16 protein-coding genes, 28 tRNA genes and 1 pseudogene are annotated in these 18,512 nt (G+C 46.0%); 37 read left to right on the top strand and 8 right to left on the bottom strand.

Annotated elements, in window-relative coordinates; translation table 11 throughout:
• The first annotated feature begins 303 nt into the window (after positions 1–303).
• The 7 genes from era (at position 304) to QUA43_RS07355 (ending at position 3,710) form a co-directional block, all read left to right on the top strand.
• Complete coding sequence (gene era / locus QUA43_RS07385; protein WP_333040924.1) at positions 304–1,215, top strand: GTPase Era; 912 nt, start codon at positions 304–306, stop codon at positions 1,213–1,215.
• A gap of 143 nt (positions 1,216–1,358) precedes the next feature.
• Entirely contained in the window at positions 1,359–1,589 is a 231-nt protein-coding gene (locus tag QUA43_RS07380) for a DUF433 domain-containing protein (RefSeq protein ID WP_006634608.1), read from the top strand.
• 83 nt (positions 1,590–1,672) lie between these two features.
• Positions 1,673–1,870 carry a hypothetical protein gene (locus QUA43_RS07375; RefSeq protein WP_333372303.1) on the top strand — a complete coding sequence of 66 codons (198 nt, stop codon included), beginning with the start codon at positions 1,673–1,675 and terminating at the stop codon, positions 1,868–1,870.
• Between the two features lie 165 nt (positions 1,871–2,035).
• Positions 2,036–2,236: a type II toxin-antitoxin system VapB family antitoxin gene (locus QUA43_RS07370; RefSeq protein ID WP_333372301.1), complete on the top strand. Its 201-nt coding sequence runs from the start codon at positions 2,036–2,038 to the stop codon at positions 2,234–2,236.
• Between the two features lie 155 nt (positions 2,237–2,391).
• Positions 2,392–2,631, top strand: a complete 240-nt coding sequence (locus tag QUA43_RS07365) for a DUF2281 domain-containing protein (RefSeq protein WP_333372299.1) — start codon at positions 2,392–2,394, stop codon at positions 2,629–2,631.
• 183 nt (positions 2,632–2,814) lie between these two features.
• Positions 2,815–3,021 carry a PIN domain-containing protein gene (locus QUA43_RS07360; protein WP_333372584.1) on the top strand — a complete coding sequence of 69 codons (207 nt, stop codon included), beginning with the start codon at positions 2,815–2,817 and terminating at the stop codon, positions 3,019–3,021.
• Positions 3,022–3,497: 476 nt separating this feature from the next.
• Positions 3,498–3,710: a hypothetical protein gene (locus tag QUA43_RS07355; protein ID WP_333372297.1), complete on the top strand. Its 213-nt coding sequence runs from the start codon at positions 3,498–3,500 to the stop codon at positions 3,708–3,710.
• A gap of 79 nt (positions 3,711–3,789) precedes the next feature.
• Here QUA43_RS07355 and QUA43_RS07350 read toward each other — a convergent pair whose 3' ends face one another.
• From QUA43_RS07350 to petM, 3 genes are all read right to left on the bottom strand, one after another.
• Complete coding sequence (locus tag QUA43_RS07350) at positions 3,790–4,707, bottom strand: NAD(+) kinase (protein WP_190657000.1); 918 nt, start codon at positions 4,705–4,707, stop codon at positions 3,790–3,792.
• A 1-nt stretch (position 4,708) separates the two neighbouring features.
• Positions 4,709–5,686: an NmrA family NAD(P)-binding protein gene (locus tag QUA43_RS07345; RefSeq protein ID WP_333165488.1), complete on the bottom strand. Its 978-nt coding sequence runs from the start codon at positions 5,684–5,686 to the stop codon at positions 4,709–4,711.
• Between the two features lie 197 nt (positions 5,687–5,883).
• On the bottom strand, positions 5,884–5,988 hold the full coding sequence (petM, locus tag QUA43_RS07340) for a cytochrome b6-f complex subunit PetM (protein ID WP_172189541.1): 105 nt from the start codon (positions 5,986–5,988) through the stop codon (positions 5,884–5,886).
• Between the two features lie 71 nt (positions 5,989–6,059).
• Between petM and pdxA the strand changes: the two genes are divergently transcribed.
• Positions 6,060–7,157, top strand: coding sequence for a 4-hydroxythreonine-4-phosphate dehydrogenase PdxA (gene pdxA, locus QUA43_RS07335; RefSeq protein ID WP_333372294.1), 1,098 nt, complete (start codon positions 6,060–6,062; stop codon positions 7,155–7,157).
• Positions 7,158–7,277: 120 nt separating this feature from the next.
• A complete protein-coding gene (locus QUA43_RS07330; RefSeq protein WP_333372292.1) occupies positions 7,278–10,889 on the top strand; it encodes an OmpA family protein in 3,612 nt (1,203 codons plus the stop codon).
• Positions 10,890–10,999: 110 nt separating this feature from the next.
• Here the strand turns inward: QUA43_RS07330 and QUA43_RS07325 are convergent, their stop codons facing one another.
• Positions 11,000–11,824 (bottom strand): biotin--[acetyl-CoA-carboxylase] ligase, encoded by an 825-nt coding sequence (locus QUA43_RS07325; RefSeq protein WP_333372290.1) that lies wholly within the window; start codon positions 11,822–11,824, stop codon positions 11,000–11,002.
• 482 nt (positions 11,825–12,306) lie between these two features.
• Here QUA43_RS07325 and QUA43_RS07320 point away from each other — a divergent pair.
• The 28 genes from QUA43_RS07320 to QUA43_RS07185 all read left to right on the top strand — a co-directional run bounded on the left by QUA43_RS07320 (position 12,307) and on the right by QUA43_RS07185 (position 15,753).
• Positions 12,307–12,380: transfer RNA gene (locus QUA43_RS07320), tRNA-Asp, on the top strand.
• A 125-nt stretch (positions 12,381–12,505) separates the two neighbouring features.
• A tRNA-Glu gene (locus QUA43_RS07315) sits at positions 12,506–12,580 on the top strand.
• A tRNA-Cys gene (locus QUA43_RS07310) sits at positions 12,581–12,654 on the top strand.
• Positions 12,655–12,756: 102 nt separating this feature from the next.
• Positions 12,757–12,831, top strand: a tRNA-Met gene (locus QUA43_RS07305).
• Between the two features lie 3 nt (positions 12,832–12,834).
• Positions 12,835–12,909: transfer RNA gene (locus tag QUA43_RS07300), tRNA-Trp, on the top strand.
• 6 nt (positions 12,910–12,915) lie between these two features.
• Positions 12,916–12,989: transfer RNA gene (locus QUA43_RS07295), tRNA-Glu, on the top strand.
• Positions 12,990–12,994: 5 nt separating this feature from the next.
• Positions 12,995–13,069: transfer RNA gene (locus QUA43_RS07290), tRNA-Lys, on the top strand.
• 13 nt (positions 13,070–13,082) lie between these two features.
• Positions 13,083–13,164, top strand: a tRNA-Tyr gene (locus tag QUA43_RS07285).
• A gap of 34 nt (positions 13,165–13,198) precedes the next feature.
• Positions 13,199–13,273: transfer RNA gene (locus QUA43_RS07280), tRNA-Arg, on the top strand.
• A gap of 4 nt (positions 13,274–13,277) precedes the next feature.
• Positions 13,278–13,364, top strand: a tRNA-Ser gene (locus tag QUA43_RS07275).
• Between the two features lie 5 nt (positions 13,365–13,369).
• Positions 13,370–13,442, top strand: a tRNA-Phe gene (locus tag QUA43_RS07270).
• 6 nt (positions 13,443–13,448) lie between these two features.
• A tRNA-Asn gene (locus tag QUA43_RS07265) sits at positions 13,449–13,523 on the top strand.
• 10 nt (positions 13,524–13,533) lie between these two features.
• Positions 13,534–13,608 (top strand) — tRNA-Gln (locus tag QUA43_RS07260).
• Between the two features lie 5 nt (positions 13,609–13,613).
• Positions 13,614–13,687: transfer RNA gene (locus QUA43_RS07255), tRNA-Gln, on the top strand.
• Between the two features lie 29 nt (positions 13,688–13,716).
• Positions 13,717–13,793, top strand: a tRNA-Leu gene (locus QUA43_RS07250).
• 23 nt (positions 13,794–13,816) lie between these two features.
• Positions 13,817–13,897, top strand: a tRNA-Leu gene (locus tag QUA43_RS07245).
• Positions 13,898–13,901: 4 nt separating this feature from the next.
• Positions 13,902–13,974, top strand: a tRNA-Pro gene (locus QUA43_RS07240).
• A gap of 124 nt (positions 13,975–14,098) precedes the next feature.
• Positions 14,099–14,172, top strand: a tRNA-Leu gene (locus QUA43_RS07235).
• Between the two features lie 95 nt (positions 14,173–14,267).
• Positions 14,268–14,339 (top strand) — tRNA-Thr (locus QUA43_RS07230).
• A 6-nt stretch (positions 14,340–14,345) separates the two neighbouring features.
• Positions 14,346–14,422 (top strand) — tRNA-Thr (locus QUA43_RS07225).
• Positions 14,423–14,427: 5 nt separating this feature from the next.
• A tRNA-Gly gene (locus QUA43_RS07220) sits at positions 14,428–14,498 on the top strand.
• Positions 14,499–14,756: 258 nt separating this feature from the next.
• Positions 14,757–14,827: transfer RNA gene (locus tag QUA43_RS07215), tRNA-Val, on the top strand.
• Between the two features lie 6 nt (positions 14,828–14,833).
• Positions 14,834–14,906: transfer RNA gene (locus QUA43_RS07210), tRNA-Arg, on the top strand.
• A gap of 335 nt (positions 14,907–15,241) precedes the next feature.
• Positions 15,242–15,315: transfer RNA gene (locus QUA43_RS07205), tRNA-Arg, on the top strand.
• A gap of 7 nt (positions 15,316–15,322) precedes the next feature.
• A tRNA-Ala gene (locus tag QUA43_RS07200) sits at positions 15,323–15,399 on the top strand.
• A gap of 114 nt (positions 15,400–15,513) precedes the next feature.
• A tRNA-Ala gene (locus QUA43_RS07195) sits at positions 15,514–15,586 on the top strand.
• Positions 15,587–15,592: 6 nt separating this feature from the next.
• Positions 15,593–15,667: transfer RNA gene (locus QUA43_RS07190), tRNA-His, on the top strand.
• Positions 15,668–15,672: 5 nt separating this feature from the next.
• Positions 15,673–15,753 (top strand) — tRNA-Ser (locus QUA43_RS07185).
• Positions 15,754–15,825: 72 nt separating this feature from the next.
• Here the strand turns inward: QUA43_RS07185 and QUA43_RS07180 are convergent.
• The 4 genes and pseudogenes from QUA43_RS07180 to QUA43_RS07165 form a co-directional block, all read right to left on the bottom strand.
• Positions 15,826–17,064, bottom strand: coding sequence for an IS110 family transposase (locus QUA43_RS07180; protein WP_333372288.1), 1,239 nt, complete (start codon positions 17,062–17,064; stop codon positions 15,826–15,828).
• A 241-nt stretch (positions 17,065–17,305) separates the two neighbouring features.
• Positions 17,306–17,605 carry a hypothetical protein gene (locus QUA43_RS07175; protein WP_333372286.1) on the bottom strand — a complete coding sequence of 100 codons (300 nt, stop codon included), beginning with the start codon at positions 17,603–17,605 and terminating at the stop codon, positions 17,306–17,308.
• An 89-nt stretch (positions 17,606–17,694) separates the two neighbouring features.
• Positions 17,695–18,162, bottom strand: coding sequence for a hypothetical protein (locus QUA43_RS07170; RefSeq protein WP_333372284.1), 468 nt, complete (start codon positions 18,160–18,162; stop codon positions 17,695–17,697).
• A gap of 38 nt (positions 18,163–18,200) precedes the next feature.
• Positions 18,201–18,512 (bottom strand): annotated as a pseudogene (locus QUA43_RS07165) (hypothetical protein); the annotation flags it as partial.

Genomic DNA, 18,512 nt, shown 5'->3' with positions numbered 1-18,512 from the left:
ACATCTGAAGTTGTTACAGCATTGGGGAGTCGGTTTTACCAGAATGATTCATTTTTGAGCGATGTCATTGGAACTTTATCAAATTTTGTCTCAGATATCAAGTTTTGCCGATCGCGTATCACGTTTTAACACTGGTTTGCGGCTCGATCGAGGTTTGAGTGTGGCGCGCCATACCAGGGCGAGAAAGATGCTACAGTGCATCGATGGGCGTTTGAGTATTTTCAGGCGACAATAGACAGAGAAGGGGCTTGAAAATAGGTGATTTTAGTGGAAGATAGTAAATTTATCGACGTATCGGACATTATGGGTGTTCCCGTGGCTCCGGCGGGTTACAAATCGGGCTTTGTGGGTATTGTCGGACGCCCGAATGTCGGAAAATCAACGCTGATGAATCAGTTGGTGGGGCAGAAAATTGCGATTACTTCGCCGGTGTCTCAGACGACGCGCAACAGGCTGCGGGGCATCCTAACGACACCTGAAGCACAAATTATTTTTGTAGATACTCCCGGAATTCACAAGCCACATCACCAATTGGGCAAGGTTTTGGTGCAGAATGCCCGCACAGCGATTCAGTCGGTGGATGTGGTGCTGTTTGTGGTGGATGGTTCGGTAGAATCGGGAGGGGGCGATCGATATATTGTCGAAATTCTCAGCAATTGCAAAGTTCCGGTGATTTTGGGGATGAATAAGTTGGACGAACAACCGGAGGATTCCGTGTTGATCGATCGAACTTACGAGCAAATTGTCAATCCTGAGTGGCCTGTAGTGAAATTTTCCGCTCTCACGGGCGAGGGTGTCGAGCCGCTGCAACAATTGTTAATCGAACATTTGGAGGTTGGGCCTTACTATTATCCGCCCGATTTGGTGACTGACCAGCCGGAACGCTTTATTATGGGCGAATTGATTCGGGAACAGATTTTGCTGCTGACGCGGGAAGAAGTGCCGCATTCGGTAGCAATCGCGATCGACATAGTTCAAGAAGAAGCAAAAATTACGCGCATTCTGGCGACAATTCACGTCGAACGGGATTCCCAAAAAGGTATTTTAATCGGTAAAAGCGGCAGTATGCTCAAGTCGATCGGCAGTGCGGCCCGCGAACAGATTCAAAAGTTAATTGAAGGCAAAGTGTATTTGGAGTTATTTGTCAAGGTGCAGCCGAAGTGGCGGCAGTCGCGTACTCGTTTAGCCGAATTGGGCTATCGGGTAGAAGAATAAAACTTTATCTGTTAGCAGTTTCCCTCTCTTAATCCTGATGTGCTCAGAAGCAGATTAAAAACAAGATTGACAACCTGGCCAGATCCGCAGCCCTAGGCTAAGATTTTGCAAAGGTCGAGAACACAAGGACGATAATTCCAACTATGAACTACCGAAACCATATCACGATCGAAGCAAATAAACGCGGTGGTAAGCCTTGTGTGCGCGGCTTGCGAATTACGGTTTATGAAGTGCTTGAGTACCTGGCTTCCGAGATGACCGAAGCAGAAATTCTCGACGATTTCCCCGATCTGACGCGAGAAGATTTAAAAGCCTGCATAGCTTATGCTGCTGACCGTGAGCGTCGGTTTATGACCGCCACCTTATCCGCATGAAATTACTTTTTGATGAAAAGTTGTCGCCCAAGTTGCCGAATGATTCGGGGATTTTGTGAGGAGTTGGGGATTGAGGTGCCGTTATGAGCAATAAATCGAAGAAAGGCGTTCCTCAACTAAGATTTTCTGAATTCTCAGAAAGTTTACAGCTTATTAAATATCTTGGCGAAATGTTGGATTTCAAAAATGGAATCAATGCGGATAAATCCCAATATGGTCAAGGAATTAAGTTTATCAATGTTTTAGACATCAACTCCTGCAAACCTATAAACGGGGCGTAATATCGAGCAAGTTTATCGCGGCTTCGACCTTATACCAGAACCTGAATAAACTATCTGAATCGACTAAATTATCACACCCAATCTAAAGATGTCGATCGCTGCCGATGGGCGATCGCTTATAATCGGATGAAAGCGCGATCGATAAAACTCACCCCAAAAGCACCTATGAAAAGCACGATCGAAATCGATAACTCCCTCATCACCAATGCGCTCCAAGTCACCGGACTGACTGCACAACAAGAAGTCATCGAACTGGCCCTGAGCCTGCTGATCCAAATGAAAAACCAAGAGAACCTACGTGCGCTACGGGGTAAACTCGCCTGGGACGGCGACCTCAATCGCATGAGAACGGATACGGAACAATAGTAAGCCCATAATTATTGTTGATTCCAGCGTCTGGATTGACTACTTTAACGGACAATCCACCCCATAAACCGATCGCCTTGACCTTTATTATCAGACTACAAAAAATGTTTGTGTAAATCGTTAAAATAGTACCAAAACCAACCAAGGAGAAACCCATGTTAACCCTAGAAATGGCAATCCAAAAAATCCAACATTTTTCCCCAGAACAACGCAATAAAATTATTGAATTTATCGAATTTCTAGAATTTCAAGCCAGCCAAACTAAAACGATAGAACAAAAAAACGATGACTCCGATCGAGAACAATCCTTTTTTGAGCTAGCAGGAATCTGGGAAGGAAAAAATATCACCCTAGACGACATTCGCAAAGACGCATGGGGTAAAGAAAACCAATGATTTTGTGTGACACCAATATTCTCATCGAATTCTATAAAAACAATACCGCCATCATTCAATAACTACGGCAAATCGGCAGCCAGACCTTAACCATTAGCATTATCACCAGAGCCGAACTGTACTATGGCGCACTCAACAAAAACGAACTAAACCGCATTCAAAAACACCTCGACTTACTTCAAAATATTCCCATCGATCGGCCCATCGAGCGAGCAATTCATCGAACTCATGGCGCAATATTCCCTAAGCCATAAACTCACAATTCCCGATGCCATGATTGCCGCCACCGCCCTAACCCATAACATTAGCCTTTATACCCTAAACCTCAAAGATTTTCGCTTTATCGAAGGCTTACAAATATATCAATCTCCCTTCCATGACCCAAACTGAAGCAGTGGGGTAACAGATTCAGCGCACCGAACAATTCAAAAAAGGCTTGCTGCAAAAAATGTTTGTGTAAATTAGGGAATAGGGAATAGAAATAAACTCCATTTCGAGAGAAATCGGAGGCAATGAGGTGGTTAGCCGAGTTCGGTAGGAGAGAGGAATTAAGCAAGTCCCGATTGATGAAGTCAATCGATTTTAGATTTTAGATTTTAGATTTTAGATTTTAGATTTTAGCATTGACCCCACGGATAAATTCGGGGGCTCCTTTATCGGATACAGGTTTTTTATTTGTGGACGGATGAATCCGGGGGCTTGTATTCAGGATGCTTTCGGTCAAAAACGACCTGTCAGGTTATTTGCAAGTTGCCGAGAAGGAAAGGGCATCAGCATTGAGGCAATGAAGGCGAAATATAACAACCCCAATGCAGCGGACGGACGAGAGTCGCTGTGCTGAGTCCTGAGATAGCTACCGCCACTGATTGGGAGCGTTATCTCGCAAACGCTGCCTGACTTTGCAGATGATTCGGAAGCTCGATCGAGAATTAAGGATTCCGGTGGATAAATGTCGGGCTACATTACCAACACTAATTGCTGCTTTATTCTACGATTTATCAACAGATAAAGAAATCAAAATCCCTTCAATCGGTGAAAAACGGGAACGGGAATTGCGATTTCCTACAGCTAGGACTTGATATGATATCTACGAGCAAGCCAACTGGTTGAGCCAACAATCCCCGTACCTCGATCGTCGGGGAGTGTCAACAACAACTATCATGGCAACTCAACCGAACTCGGTTTAGCAATGTGAGGCAAGCCCCAGCCCAATTTTTCCCGCAAAATGTGGAAAAACTCAAAAGATTGCACCCGAATAAAGCGGGCTGGGTACTGAGCTCGCTCGACTTGCACCCAATCCTCGGGCAGAACATAACATCCGCCGTTCCCGTCTACCACCATTACCAGGCGGTTCGGACTCGCCGGCAAAATCTTGACCGGCTCAGTGTTGGAAAACACCAAAGCCCGCGAAGCCATTGAATGCGGGCAAATAGGCAGCAACTGCAACACCGGCACTCCGGGAATGATGACAGGGCCACCGGCAGAAAGGGCGTAAGCTGTCGATCCTGTGGGAGTTGCGATGATGACTCCATCTGCAGCAATGTCAATAGAGGCGTGCTGACCGATCGCCACTTCAAAATGACACATACAAGTCAGCGGTTCCCGGTGCAGCACCATTTCATTGAGACAAAGGGCTTCCCAGAGGCAGTCGTTTTCTCGAAACAGCCGCACCGCCAGCATCGATCTTTCTTCTATTTCGTATTCTCCGGCGATTACCTTTTCCAAAGCTTGCGGCAGCAAGTTCAGGTAAGTTTCTGTTAAAAAGCCCATGTGACCGGTATTGACAGTCAACAGCGGCACTCCAATAGGAGCGACTTGGCGAAATGCCGACAGCACCGTACCGTCGCCGCCCAAAACCACTGCAAACTCCATGTCGCTGTCAAAACCGGGGGGGACGAGTTGTTCGATCTGAGTGTGGCACAGGGGGCGATCGGGGCTAGAATAGCCCAGAATTCCTCCGGAACCAGAAACCGAGCAAACCTCCCAGCCGCGGGCAGTCAGCTTGTCTTCCAACTCTGCGGCAATGCGACAAGCCACAGGTTTAACGTCGTTGTATATAATCCCAGCTTTCGGCACTTTAAAATGTAAAGGGCATTTTTTGTTTACTCCGTTTTTTAGTCTTAAGCTGCTCGTACTCTATTTCCTTGAGCTTCTTCATAATCAGATTAAAGTATTCTTCGAGATAAGACTCCAAAGTAGTAGTTTCTTTCGGGTCGATTCCGAAGACACTGTAAACATCATCCATCGGAGCTTTCAAGGGTTTTCCGGCGGCTAAAACTTCTGAAAAAGCCAATCTGTCAGCTACGTTCCAACTCCACTGAAAGAACTTAGCAAATTGACGAGTAGCCTTCAACAAGGCGTCTGGGGTGCGCGTAATTTTGGCTTGCTTCCCTGACAGCCGTTCGCACAACCGCACAATTTCTTCTGCATCCCAAGCGCGATTTCCCACCACCGGAAAGCTTTTTTTCTCGGTTTCAGGAACGGAAAGAGCCCGGACGGCAAATTTAGCAACGTCCTGAGTGTTCATGTAGGCAAGGGCAGATGGCTTATTGGGCAGCCAGACTGCCTGATTGTCCAAAATCGGCATTGCATACAGGCTCAACAGTCCTTGCAAAAAGCCGCAAGGTCTCAAGATTGTGTAGTCTAGACCGGATTCTGCTAAGAACAATTCGGTACAGCGCTTGATTTCCAACAAGGGGACTTGGGGATATTTCTCCGCGTCGAGAAAGGAAAAGAATATGTAACGCTTGATGCCTGCTGCTGCTGCTGCTTGGATCAGCGATACTTTTCCGTCCCAGTCTACTCTTTTGATGCTGACAGAATCGGCTGCACTTGCTGTTGCTGCATCGATAATAGCACTGACGCCTTCTAGGGCCGGAGGCAGACTGTCTGGCTGGCAAAGGTTTCCCGGTACGAGTTCAGCGCCCCATTCTTTCAAAAATGCAGCTTTTCTGTAACTTCTGACTAAACAGCGCACCTGGTAGCCCTCGTCTAGGGCGCGGCGGGCTATTTGGCGGCCGAGAGTGCCGGTGGCACCTAAAATCAATAAAGTCATCTAGGGATTAATTATGAATCTTAAACTTTCTATAAGATGGTATCAGGTTTTTGTTAAGTTTGTTATAAAAACTTAACAAAAACCTGAAATTTTCTCATTTTAGGCTTGAGATATTCGCCAGAAGGCTTGCTTTCGGCAGCAAGTAGACTCTAGAAGGCAGAAGGTAGAAGGCTTCTGAAGGATTGGTTGAAAAAAACTTATTCTTCGCCGCCTTGCAATTTGAGCAGGAGGAAGCCTCCACCTATACCCACGAAAATTAGGGAAAAGGACAAAAAGGCTGCATTGAAAATTTCAGGATTCATGATTTTGATATGTCCAATTGGGCGATCGCATTAAATAAAGATAATATAATTTGGGGCAACCAGGTACATGAATGCTAAAATTTCAGTGCCGAAATTCCTGTATTTTGTTGGAGAAAACTGCCTTGAGTCTCGATCGGGAATCAAAACTAGCTGTAACTCTGGGAGATCCAGCGGGAATTGGCCCGGAAGTGATTCTCAAGGCATTGGCAGATTCCGCTGCTGGTTTGAGGGTAACGGTTATAGGTTCTAGGAGAGTTTTGCAGCAAACTTACGATAAGTTGCGATCGAGCAATCCTGCTGCAGAAGCGGCAAATCCCGAAACATTAAATATTATTGATATCGAACCAGACAACAAGTGGGGCGAAATTGTCCCCGGTGTCGGGAGTGCAGCTAGCGGGGCGGCTAGCTTTGCTTACATGGAAAGTGCGATCGCCCGTACCATCGCCGGCGAATTCTCCGCGATCGTCACAGGCCCGATTTCCAAAACTTGCTGGCAGGCGGCAGGTTACAATTATCCCGGACAAACAGAACTCCTCGCAGAAAGGGCGAAATCGCAGCGATTCGGAATGCTGTTTGCCGCCACATCTCCACACAGTGGCTGGACGCTAGTAACTTTACTCGCTACCACACATATTTCGCTCCGTCAAGTCCCCGATGCTTTAAGTCCAGAATTACTGAGTGAAAAACTAGAATTACTGATAGACTGTTTGCGGGAAGATTTTGGGCGGGAAAGACCGAAAATTGCGATTTCTGGCTTAAATCCTCACAGCGGCGAAAATGGCAAACTGGGAAATGAAGAGCAAGACTGGATGATACCTTGGTTGGAAACGCAGCGCGATCGCTTTCCTCAAGTGCAGTTAGACGGGCCAGTCCCCCCCGATACCCTGTGGGTAAAACCGGCTAAAGTTTGGTACGGTTTAGCCAAGGAAGCTCACGACGGTTACTTGGCAATGTACCACGACCAGGGGTTGATTCCAGTAAAATTGATGGCTTTCGATAAAGCAGTCAACACTACAATTGGCTTGCCTTTTGTCCGCACATCTCCGGATCACGGCACAGCTTTTGATATTGTAGGTCAAGGGATTGCGGATGCCTCCAGCATGAAGGCAGCATTGCAGTTGGCGGCCCAGTTGGCTAGTCGCAGAGCAGCAGTTAAAATAGGGCGATAGCTTTAGTACGCCTGACGCTTGGAACAATTGTGTCATTCCTATTGATTTTCGCTGGGGTGAGGCGGCAAGCAAGCTGGTAATTTCCTTCGGTCGATTAAAATCAACTATTGGTAGCGCAGTATGGCAGCATCTAATGATAATTCAGGCAAAATATATCAGTCAGAGAAAGAGGTTTCTGATGCAACTCTGGCAAGTTCTAAAGCGGGAGAGCAACTTCAGGAATTGCTAACCATACTGACTGAATTTCAGTTATTAAAAAAATCCAAAAAAGAACCAAGCGAGCTGAAGTTACCGCTTTCGGAAAAGTCTGTGCAGCGGTTGGAGGATGAGGAAAATCGGCGCCAACAATTGTCTTTTCGGATCGAATCACCGAGTATTGTACCGGAAGTATTAACTAACGATGAAGAGATCCCATCTCAAAGACGAGAAAACAATAATCAGGAACCCGATTTATCTATGGTCGGGAAGGTAGCCAAAAATAATCGGCACTCGGAGGAAGAATTAGAACAAGCAGTAGAGCAGTTTAAACAGTTGCAACAACTACTGTTTGAAAGGGATTTACCGGAATTTTACAGTAATGTTTTGAGCGTGGAACAAAGGTTAGAAAATTTTGAGAAGTTGATGTCTGAGCCCGAAGAGTTGATGATTTTACTGAAACCGTTAATTCCTGAATTAGTGAGAGATGAATTAGATGGGTTGAAGTTGGAATTAAAAAAGGCGATCGACCTCGCGAGCAATAATAAAATTAATCCGATCGAGTTGGAGGCAAAATTAGCAGATTGGGAAAATCAGATTGCTAATTTGAACCAGCAGCCACTGCCGAATACAGAACACTTAATCCAACGGCTGATGCCAGTGGTGGGCGATCTACTCAACCGTAAGGTAGAGGAGTCTAAGTTAGAGGTGGCTTCGGCGATCGCACCGAGAGTCAATCAAGTAATTCACAATCAAAACGGACTTGAAGAACAGGTAGTAAGAATTGAAGATAGAGTTGCGAATATTCAGCAGCGTTACCAGCAGCAACCGGAAGATTTAATCAAGCAGCTAGTACCAGTAGTTAGCGATTTGCTGAACCGAAAAATTAGTGAATTAAAATTAGAGGTTGTAGAAGCTGTCGCCCCCTCAGTACAGGTAAGAATAGCTTGGGTAGAAATAGAAGAAAAAGTATTGAGCATCATCGAACGCCGACTGGCTACGCAACAGTCGCCAATTCAGAAGCCAGAAGAGATAATGGCGATGCTAATGCCGGCAATAACTGATTTGCTGAATCAGAAAATCGATGAATCAAAATTACAAGTAGCAGCAAACATCCAACCTTTGATAGAATCAGCAATTCTTCAAAGGGAAGTTCAAGGAAAATTGAGCGACGTAGAAAGTAGACTAAATAATCTTCAGCGACAGCAAAAAAGTCAGCCGGAAGATATAATGGCAAGATTAATGCCGTTAATGATTGAGTCGCTGAACCGGAAAATCGAGGAGACAAAGTTAGAGGTGAGAGAGGCGATCGCACCTGGTGTCAACACGGCTATTCAAAACAGCGGTATTGCAGCACAAATATTAAATAATGAAACTAAGATTGTCGAAGTTCAGCAGCAAGTTTTAGCCGAGATAGAAGGGTTGATGGCAAGAATAATGCCAGTGATTGTAGAAATGCTGTCTCGAAACATCGGGGAAGCAAAGCTAGAGATAGAATCTGCGATCGCCCCCACTGTCGATGCCATCATTCAGAATAAAAGGATCGATCAAAGACTCGGGAAGATCGAACAACAGATTGTGGCGATCGAACACCGAATTTATGAATCGACAGACTTGTTTACCGATTTACTGAAACCTTTGATTGACGAGCTGATGGTTAGCCATCACGCCCAACTACAAAAGTCGGTGATCGAATCTATTTTACCATTGTTAGATGAAGTTGTAAGTTATAATTACAGACTCAACGATAAAGTAGGGGAACTCGATCGCAAAATTACTGATGCTGAATGGGGAGGCGATCGGGAAGAATTAATCGCCCGAATTAAAATCATGTTTCCCGAAATGATGCTCCAAACAATTAATGAGTCGAGAAAATCATTTGTCGAAACCATAAGTCCGATAATTGATGAAATAATTAATACCAAAACCAGAGAAAATAGACAATCGATGGGAGTAGCCATATCACCGGCTCTGACTGTGGGAATCAGCCACAGAATGAGTGAATCGCCCGATGAAATTGCCATGGCGATCGCGCCGGAAATGGCCGCGGCTATCAAACAGCAAATTCATCTCAAGCGAGAAGCAATGTCGGATGCACTTTATCCGATCATCGGCAGCACGATTTTAAAATACATCGCAGAGATGATTCGGGACATTAATCAAAAACTCGAATCATCTTTAAGCCCAGAGGGAATTAGTCGCAAAATTCAAGCCAAATTACAGGGAATTTCAGAAGCAGAATTGCTGATGAAAGAAACAACACCACTGAGTGTTAAAGCTGTTTTTTTAATTCAAGCACAATCGGGCTTAGTAATTTCAGCAGTGCAGCAGTCTGAACGCGAACAGCTAGAATCAGACATGGTAGCGGGGATGCTGACTGCTATTCGGGCTTTTGTCAACGATTGCATATCTCAGTCGGGAAATATTGCCGAGATTGATGCCATAGAATACGGCACATCTACCATAGTATTGGAAGTAGCGGGTTCGTGTTATCTGGCAGTAGTGATGCAAGGAGAAACCCGCCAGTGGTTTAAGTACAAAATGCGATCGATATTCAACAATATTGTTCAAGAATACGGAGATCAAATTCAGTCATTTAACGGCGATCCAGCAACTGTACCACCCGAAGTCAACTCGAAATTGCAAAAATTAATCGATACAGATGTAAAAGTTAAATCTCGTAAACTTCCCATTTTACCCATGATCGGTTTGGCAGCGTTAGCTTTAATTGGCGTACCTTGGGGAATTAATCAATACCGCAGCAGAGTTGAAGCGAGCTTAGAAGCAGATACGAATTTAGCATTACAATCTGCTCCAGAGTTATCGGTTTATCGTATCGCTGCAGATGTTAAAGATAAATTATTGGAGATTTCGGGACGAGTGCCGAATCAAAATCTGCGATTAAAAGCGGAAAAAATCGCTCAGCAAGCGGCTCCACAATCAAAAATTGAAAATAAAATTATAGCCGTTGAAGTACCTCCTGATCCGGTTTTAGTAGAAGCCGATGTCAAGCGGACTGCTGCTCTTTTGAATAAAGTAGAAAGCATTAATATCTCAGCTCGCTATGCAGAGGGAAAAGTCGCCGTTGCAGGCAGCGTGAGCAAAGTGCCAGATGCTCAGAAAATAACTCAAGCTTTTGAGAAAATTCCGGGGGTGAAGTCTGTAACAAATACAGTGATAATAGGAACTCCACCGCCGCCAAAGATAATAATGCCAGTTCGCGTGTATTTCGGTGCAGGCTCGGCAAGTTTGCAGGCGAAAGATGTAGCACAAAAGCTTAGCAAAGTCAAGGAATATATGGATAAAAATCGCACGAAGAATTTAAGGGTAGTTGGCTACAGCGATTTTAAAAGCACTCCGGTAGAAACTCAAAAGTTGGCACTGGAAAGGGCGACAAATGTGAAAAATATTTTGGTTAGACAAGGGATAAATGGCAACAGAATACAAGTTGCTTCTACTAAGGGTCGTCCCGAAGGTGTGGAGGCCAATCAACCGCTGTGGCTGAGCAGATTGGTAGTATTTGAGGTGATAAATTAAAGTTGGGAATTGGGCATGGGGCATGGGGCATAGGGCATAGGGCATTGCTAGCAAATAACAAATAACAAATAACAAATAACTACTAACTAATGACTAATGACTAATGACTCTTAAATTAATCGAACTCGCCCGGAGGTAAAGGCTTGTATTCGATCGCCCGCCAAGCATAGTAACAAGCGGCCGCTGCCGTCAATGCCGGCGGCTTCTCCGCAGATGGTTTCTGAGGAAAGTTCGATCGCCACCGGGCAGCCAATCAACGCATCGCGGCGGCGCAATTCGGGTAAAAGTAGCGCTAAACCGGACTTGGAGGCTGGCTTGTCTGTGGTAGAAAACATATCGGCTAGTTCGAGTAAATAGTGCCGCAGTCGATCGACCAAACACAGTTCATCTGGTACTGTACTAGCAATAGAATGCAAGCTTACCGCATTGCCGATCACCCTTTCATCCAATCCCGCAGCCGCGAAATCGACGCAGCGGTTGAGTCCAATTCCCACAACAGCGCGAGTTTTACCCAAAACATTGCCAGAAGTAGCTTCGCAGAGAATTCCGGCTAATTTGTGGCGATCGATCCAGACATCGTTTGGCCATTTCAGGCGCAGCATATCGCGACAGTCGGGAACCAAATCTTCGATCGCGTAAATCACGGCTAAACCCGCTGCTAAACTGATCCCGGGCAACAGAGTGGGGTTGAGGTTGTCGAGAACAAAACTAACAGTCAAGACACCGCTTGGGGCGTGCCAGGTGCGCCCGTGTTGGCCGCGCCCGCTGGTTTGTCGCTTGGTAAATACTGCATCTCCGTGGTGGAGTTGGGCCGCGCGGGCGATCGCCCAACTGTTGGTACTCGGACAGGTATCCAACGAGTGTAGCCAGTGAGGGAGGTTTGGGCGATCGGGTTCTGGGGTTGCGGGCACGGGAGTTAAGGGCAATTCAGACAAGGTGTGATTTGTAAAAGCTGATTATCGCATTTTCCACAAGTGCCACCTCGCGCGACGGCGAGAATTCAGAGACATTAGAGTGTAGTACAGTTTCAGCATCAGATTTACCTTACGCCAAAACATCGGTTTAGCTGCAAAATCTCTTGATTTATATGGGTTTTGGGGAACGCAGAGGGTTGGTTGGAGCGATCGACACCCCTTTAAAAAACCCAATTTTAAAAAAAGTTGTATTACCCCCTTGACAGTCTTGTATTATGCAATGTAGTATCAATATATTACGAAGGGGAAAGAGCTTCAAAGCCTTACCCCACGAGCAATATGAACCTTGAAAACAGAATAGGAAGTTAATCATGTCACATAATTGTGGACATCGGCGGTGTAGACTCCGGCAACAATAGCCCGATCGGGTTGTAGTACGCGGAATCAACCGCCACCCCGTCCCAACTTGAGTAATTCAAGGACAGAATATTGTTTATTTTCGCGGGGGTATAGCTCAACCGGTCAGAGCAGTCGCCTGTCGAGCGAAAGGTTGCGAGTTCAAGTCTCGTTACTCCCGTCAGTCGATTTTAGATTTTAGATTTTAGATTTACTCCACAGGAGAAGAATCTCGGAACTGGAACTTTGGTCTAAAATCCACACCTCCTGTCGGAAAGCAAGTATCCGTTTTTCGGCGGGGGTCAAAGTCCCGTAGGCAAAAGTCAAGCCGTCTCCCCCTCAAGGAGAAGATTGCGAGTGCAAACCTCGTCGGGACTTCCAGGTTAGGTGGCCGAGTGGTTGAAGGCGTCGGTCTGCAAAACCGATTTTCGCGGGTTCAAATCCCGCCCTAACCTCTGTTCCCTATCAGAAATTAAAAATTAGAAATTAAAAGATTAAACTAACAGTCTTTTAATTGAAATTTTTAACTTTGAAAAGGAACGAAGCGAAAGTGACATTGCAGCGTAGCTTAATAGTAAAGCGCCAAGTTCATACCTTGGTCAATGCGGGTGCAAATCCCGCCACTGCCACCAAAAGCAGGGATGGTGTAACTGGCAACACTCTGGTCTCCAAAACCAGCATTCTGAGTTCAAATCTCAGTTCCTGTGCCAATTTATAGTGCTGTAGGCAAATGGTTTAAGCCGCTTGGTTTTCACCCAAGTGATTGCGGGTTCAACTCCCGTCAGCACTTCTCGTGGGTCGTTGGCAGAATGGTTTTGCAGCCGCCTTTTAAGCGGATGGATCGAGGTTCAATTCCTCGACGACCTACCAAAATTTCTATCTTGGGTCGGCCCTCCTATTGGCGTGGGTAGCTGTCTGTAAAACAGTAGCTTAAAGCGTTGCTGGTTCAATTCCAGCCCGACCCATTTGTAACTGCATTTAATATGCAGTTGCAATTTTGAGAACGTGGTGTAACTGGATAACATCTCAGTCTACGAAACTGAAGATTTGGGGGTTCAAATCCCTCCGTTCTCGCTGTGGAGAGGTGGCCGAGAGGCTTAAGGCGCTTTCCTGCTAAGAAAGAGCGGTTTAACAGCCGTCGAGGGTTCAAATCCCTCCTTCTCCGTTTTCCCCCCGATAGCTCAGTTGGTAGAGCGCTTGTGTGAAGAACAAGAGGTTGTCAGTTCGATACTGACTTGGGGGATTGCGTTGCCTTATAGCTCAATGGTAGAGCAAGCGGTTGTTAACCGCTAGGTTGTAGGTTCGAGTCCTACTGGGGCAGCCATTTTTTAAATTGCCGAGTGGACGAAAGGCAAGTCGCATGGCCCTGAACCATGAAGTTGCAGGTTCAACCCCTGCCTCGGCATCCAATTATTGGGAAGTCGCCTAATCGGTATGGCACCGCTCTTTGAAAGCGGCAAAATGCAGGTTCGAGCCCTGCCTTCCCAGTTCTGCTATTACCAAAGCAGATCAATTACACTCCTGTAGCCCAATTGGCAGAGGCCGCAATTTCAAAAATTGTGTTGTGTGAGTTCAAATCTCACCAGGAGTACCAAAGTTTCAACTAAGTTTCTACTTGCTCCTGTGGCGGAATTGGCAGACGCGGCAGACTTAAAATCTGTTCTATTTTGATTGTGAGTTCGAGTCTCACTAGGAGCATGAACGGGATGTAATTCAGCGGCCAGAAGCCATGCTTTGGGAGCATGGAGTCGTTGGTTCAAATCCAACCATCCCGACTTTACCCCTGTGATGTAATTGGAAAACATCACTCGCTCAGAACGAGTGTTTTTTGCAGGTTCGAGGCCTGTCAGGGGTATGAGGTTTTATTCAATCTCAAATCTCAAATCTCAAATCGGTTTTGCCCCTGTAGCCCAATCGGTAGAGGCGCTAGATTTAGGATCTAGTTAGTGCTGGTTCGATGCCAGTCAGGGGTATTTGGTGACATCGCGGGTGAAGTAGCCTGGGTAGGCTTGGAGGTCTCATAAGCCTCTTAATAGCAGGTTCAACTCCTGCCCCCGCCACCAAAAATGCAGGTGTGATGTAATTGGCAACATGAGGCTTTTGTAAAGCTTTCTTGCGAGTTCAAATCCCGCCACCTGCTTGGCGTGCTGGTGTAGCTCAATTAGGCAGAGCAACTGATTTGTAATCAGTCGGTTGTAGGTTCAATTCCTATCACCAGCCCCACAATTGCGGATATGGTGTAACGGTAGCATTCGAGTCTTCCAAACTCTAGGCACGAGTTCGAGCCTCGTTATCCGCTTGGGGAAACAAGAAGTTTGTTAAATCTCACCTCTTGCACCCTTCTCCAGAACAGGCAAGATGGCTGTTCCACAAGAAAATATACTCTTTGTGGAACAGGCATCTTGCCTGTCCATAAAAGGCTTATTGAAAATGGTGCAACATCTCAGTTAAATCCAAAATCTCAAATTTTAAATCGGTTTGCGGATGTCATGTAGCGGCTAGCATCTGAGTATGCCATTCTCAGCGCATGGGTTCGAGTCCCATCATCCGCTTTTGTAGTCCTGAGCTTCGATGGTAGAGCGTTTGCCTTACAAGCAGACGCGGGGTAATCTCCTGTCAGGACTACCAATTTATGGGAGTGTAGCTCAATGGATAGAGCGCCGTGCTTCGGACGCGGATGTTGTGGGTTCAAGTCCTACCACTCTCGTTGTTTTTGCTTTAATTTAAGGAGGTTGATTCCATTGAATGGATAATTTTTTATATTAAGAGCGATCGCTCTTTGCGTGTCCCAATTTTTGGAGCCTACATACTTTAGTACGAGAGGAAAGGTAACGCTGTCAAATTCAGCGGGCGTTTGAGAACGAGGAGTGCCATGAACCCGGCAGGTTGGCTTAAAGGTAGCCATCCTTTAAAGAGTGTGTAGTAACTCATCGGCGGAGTCCCTCTAGTAACTGAGAAAACGCAATGCTCTGATAACTTGCACGTCAAAGTGCGTGAAGCGCAGCTATCCCGTAGGGAATCGTACAAATCAACAAAAAATACGGGAGTGTAACTCAACTGGATAGAGTGTCGAGCTTCTACCTCGAATGTTGTGGGTTCAAGTCCTACCGCTCCTGCTGTCTGGGGTTCGTAGCTTAATTGGTAAAGCATCTAACTGGCTGTTAGAAAGATATCGGTTCAAATCCGATCGCAATCCACCACACCAATTTTCGATTTTAGATTTTAGATTTACTCAACAGGTGAATCTTTTACGTAGGGTCATTCGATTTTAGATTTTAGATTTTAGATTTACTCCACAGATGAATCTTTTACCCGGGGTCATAGCTCAATTGGTAGAGCGCTTGCTTTGCACGCAAGAGGCCAGGAGTTCGATTCTCCTTGACTCCACTTTCGGTGTCTGAAGTCGAAGCGGTCGAGACGCTAGCCCGTGAAGCTAGTTATTAGCGGGTTCAAGCCCCGTCGGACACCCCTGGGAAGATGCCGCTAAATGGTTGGCAACCAGTCTTGAAAACTGGGGTACAGGCAACTGTAAGGGTTCGATTCCTTCATCTTCACTGTAGACAATTTTTGGGTGATTAAAAGACCCGCGGACAGATTAATCCTGCGGGTCTTTTGGATTTTAGATTTTAGATTTTGACAATGCTGCACAGTTCTTTGAACAACTCCCGGATGCACCGGGCAATTACTCGCTGACGGGCTAACTTAATAGGGGTTCCCCCTTTTTTTCGGCGTCTCAAGTTTTCTGCCGGCGATATTTGCTCTGCGTCTTTGCCCTGACCGTAAGTGAATTGTAACGGCGGATTATTTCGCGCTACTTCCAAGCGAGTAAAACACCATTGCCACAAAGCTTTTCTACAAAGTGCGCTGCCTGATTGTTTGCCCTTCTTTTTTTGACCGCTATCTTCTCGGACTACACCCATGCCTACGGCTCGCATGAAGCGGCGCTCTGAAAGTTTAAGTTTGGATTGTTTTCCGGTCTGGCGGTTTTTGCGAAGCTTGATTTCTGCCTGACCGTCTTTGAGGAAATCTTCGATCGGGTAAATAGCTCCTAGTAAGTAGCCTTGGAGCTGGTAGCCAAATCCAAACTTGGTAAAAATCCGGCGATATTCCTCAAACTGGGGATGATCTATCAATTCAAGTAGCTGCTTTTTGAGATTAAAGATTTCTTCCTCAATTTCGCAGTATTGTTTGGCGGCCCACCGAGTTTGTGGCTCAATACCAGAGCCGATCGTTGTCTCCAAAATGCGATCGTACTTTTGGGATTTTCGTTGACCGGCAAGCCAACCCCACAGCAGCGGGGGCAATTCCTCTTGCAGTTTTGCCGATCGCACTAAAGCTATTTCGGGGCACTGCCAACTTAATTCTTGCCGCATTCTATTGATGATTGGATTTTGCACTCGGTTGAGGTGCTCCAAACGCAGACAAACGTGTTTGATTCGACTAACTAGGGGGTCACGAATTTTTAGGTAGCTGTCTAGTTCTTTGTCGAAATACCAGCAGGCAATAGCAAAAGCATCAATATCATCCGTTTTGGCCCCGCTCTTGCCTTCCTTTCCCATTAATTCAGCTCTGTAGTTGGGGAGTTTGCTGTTGGAAATCATGCGTACTTCAGCGCCCCAGTCCGCAAGTTTGTTCATCCACAATTGGGCATAATTCATCCCGGTCGGCTCGCAAATAGCAATAATTTTGTCAGCTTTGTAACTTTCAATTTTTGCCCTTAATTTATTCAAATTTTCAATGTTCGCTTGATACACTTCGATGTCGGCGTCAAAGTAGTCATCACGGGGATTGCTGGGTTTTTTCAGCAGAAAACACGCGGCTATTGACGACCGAGAAACGTCAATGCCTACGATTAAATATTTCATCTAGTTTAGGGAGAGTGACAATTGAAAGGACAAGAGAGCCTACGAATCTCCCAAAAGCAATTAAGCTTACTTCACTGATTAAGGCTCAATTATTTTGTCCGGTTTAATGCGGGCTGGCGCTTACGAAGATGAGATAGCAACTAAGCTAATTTCCTTTTTAAAGCGCCACTTGTCCGAGGACTCATCCCGCGACTCCCCCTTATTAAGGGGAGTTTCGACCGCTGAGTCGAGGTGGCCATCATCAGGCGGTAACTGTGATTGAATTGGTGCTGACCAAGGCGACGTACACGTATATGCAGTCAAGGTTTTGAGTTAATGCGCGGCTGAATTCCTCAGTTGAGTAAGTCCTCAGCAGGTAATTAGCGGTGTTGATATACTCGCTCAAGCACAGGTCGCGCGGTTGTTTCCGCAGCAATCCCCGCGCTTTGGCTTCTTTGATGCAGAGAAAAATTTCTTGTTTTTTGGCATCGCTAAAATCACCAAATTGTTCTTTGGCGGATTGCACTAAGTCAGCAATCTGTCTGTTTTGAGTTTGATTCATGGTAAATTGGTAGATGGCATTGTGAAAGAAATAGTCAAGATAGCCTGGATGGCAATCGGTTAAAGTTATGAATTGACCGATTGCTTTTTTTAGTTGTTATTCGATTGAAAATTAGACCTAAAAACCTCTTTACTCAAATTGTTTTTGTGCATTTCTAGGTATCCATGCAAGCTGTCTGTAATTTGTGCTTCGCTCATACCCTCCATAGCAATTTGTACTGCTTGGGAGAGCTGATTCATTATGTACTCAGGGTTTGCAAGCGGGTTAAGCATTAAAATCATTTTCAGTCCAACCGCTCCAAAGGTTGCCGTTTCAAATATGAGCCGTTGTTCGTTGGCGGGTAAATCTGTTATTGTCAGCGGCGCGGGTGGTGGCGGACTGTCAGAAACTCCTAACAGCGAATCGCGTTCAAACTCGCAGCAAGCTATATGGTTGCCTAGCACTCCGGCGAGTTCGTCCAGTTCGCGCGCGCTCTGACACTTCAGCATCAAATCGGCAATTTGGCAGTCGAGCGCGGTAAGTTGCGGGATAATTTCAGGTCGGACAGGGGCAGCCATTCCAAAATCGCTCGTCTCGTTATTCATGGTTTAAAAAACTAGGATGAGTCGGACTTGTCGCCCGATCTAATGGGGGTGATAGCTTTTTGATAGCTTTTTGAGGGTTTCTTTTTGCCAAAACCTGCTAAAGGCTTAGCTTTGGCGAAGGCTTCGGCCCGATCGCAAATTTCCTCTTTCTCAGCCGTCAGTTCCGTTCCTTCATCATCTGGCGGTTCTTCATCGGGCGGTTGAGTGCCGCCGATGAGCATTTCGAGGTAGGCGGAAACTGCCATTCCCGCTGCTGCTGCTTTCTGTTCCAGTAGTTGGTAAGCTTTGCCACCGATGCGGACTTGCTTGGCTCTGTCCTCTGG

This window comes from Microcoleus sp. N9_B4, assembly GCF_036701635.1.
Taxonomy (GTDB): Bacteria; Cyanobacteriota; Cyanobacteriia; order Cyanobacteriales; family Microcoleaceae; genus Microcoleus.
This window is presented reverse-complemented; position numbering and strand designations above follow the sequence as displayed.

What these genes read in the sequence shown, in the direction of transcription:
- era (WP_333040924.1), top strand. Translation starts at nt 304, where the DNA reads ATGGGTGTTCCCGTGGCTCCGGCGGGTTACAAATCGGGCTTTGTGGGT.
- QUA43_RS07380 (WP_006634608.1), top strand. Translation starts at nt 1,359, where the DNA reads ATGAACTACCGAAACCATATCACGATCGAAGCAAATAAACGCGGTGGT.
- QUA43_RS07375 (WP_333372303.1), top strand. Translation starts at nt 1,673, where the DNA reads ATGAGCAATAAATCGAAGAAAGGCGTTCCTCAACTAAGATTTTCTGAA.
- QUA43_RS07370 (WP_333372301.1), top strand. Translation starts at nt 2,036, where the DNA reads ATGAAAAGCACGATCGAAATCGATAACTCCCTCATCACCAATGCGCTC.
- QUA43_RS07365 (WP_333372299.1), top strand. Translation starts at nt 2,392, where the DNA reads ATGTTAACCCTAGAAATGGCAATCCAAAAAATCCAACATTTTTCCCCA.
- QUA43_RS07345 (WP_333165488.1), bottom strand. Translation starts at nt 5,686, where the DNA reads ATGACTTTATTGATTTTAGGTGCCACCGGCACTCTCGGCCGCCAAATA.
- petM (WP_172189541.1), bottom strand. Translation starts at nt 5,988, where the DNA reads ATGAATCCTGAAATTTTCAATGCAGCCTTTTTGTCCTTTTCCCTAATT.
- pdxA (WP_333372294.1), top strand. Translation starts at nt 6,060, where the DNA reads ATGCTAAAATTTCAGTGCCGAAATTCCTGTATTTTGTTGGAGAAAACT.
- QUA43_RS07330 (WP_333372292.1), top strand. Translation starts at nt 7,278, where the DNA reads ATGGCAGCATCTAATGATAATTCAGGCAAAATATATCAGTCAGAGAAA.
- QUA43_RS07180 (WP_333372288.1), bottom strand. Translation starts at nt 17,064, where the DNA reads ATGAAATATTTAATCGTAGGCATTGACGTTTCTCGGTCGTCAATAGCC.
- QUA43_RS07175 (WP_333372286.1), bottom strand. Translation starts at nt 17,605, where the DNA reads ATGAATCAAACTCAAAACAGACAGATTGCTGACTTAGTGCAATCCGCC.
- QUA43_RS07170 (WP_333372284.1), bottom strand. Translation starts at nt 18,162, where the DNA reads ATGGCTGCCCCTGTCCGACCTGAAATTATCCCGCAACTTACCGCGCTC.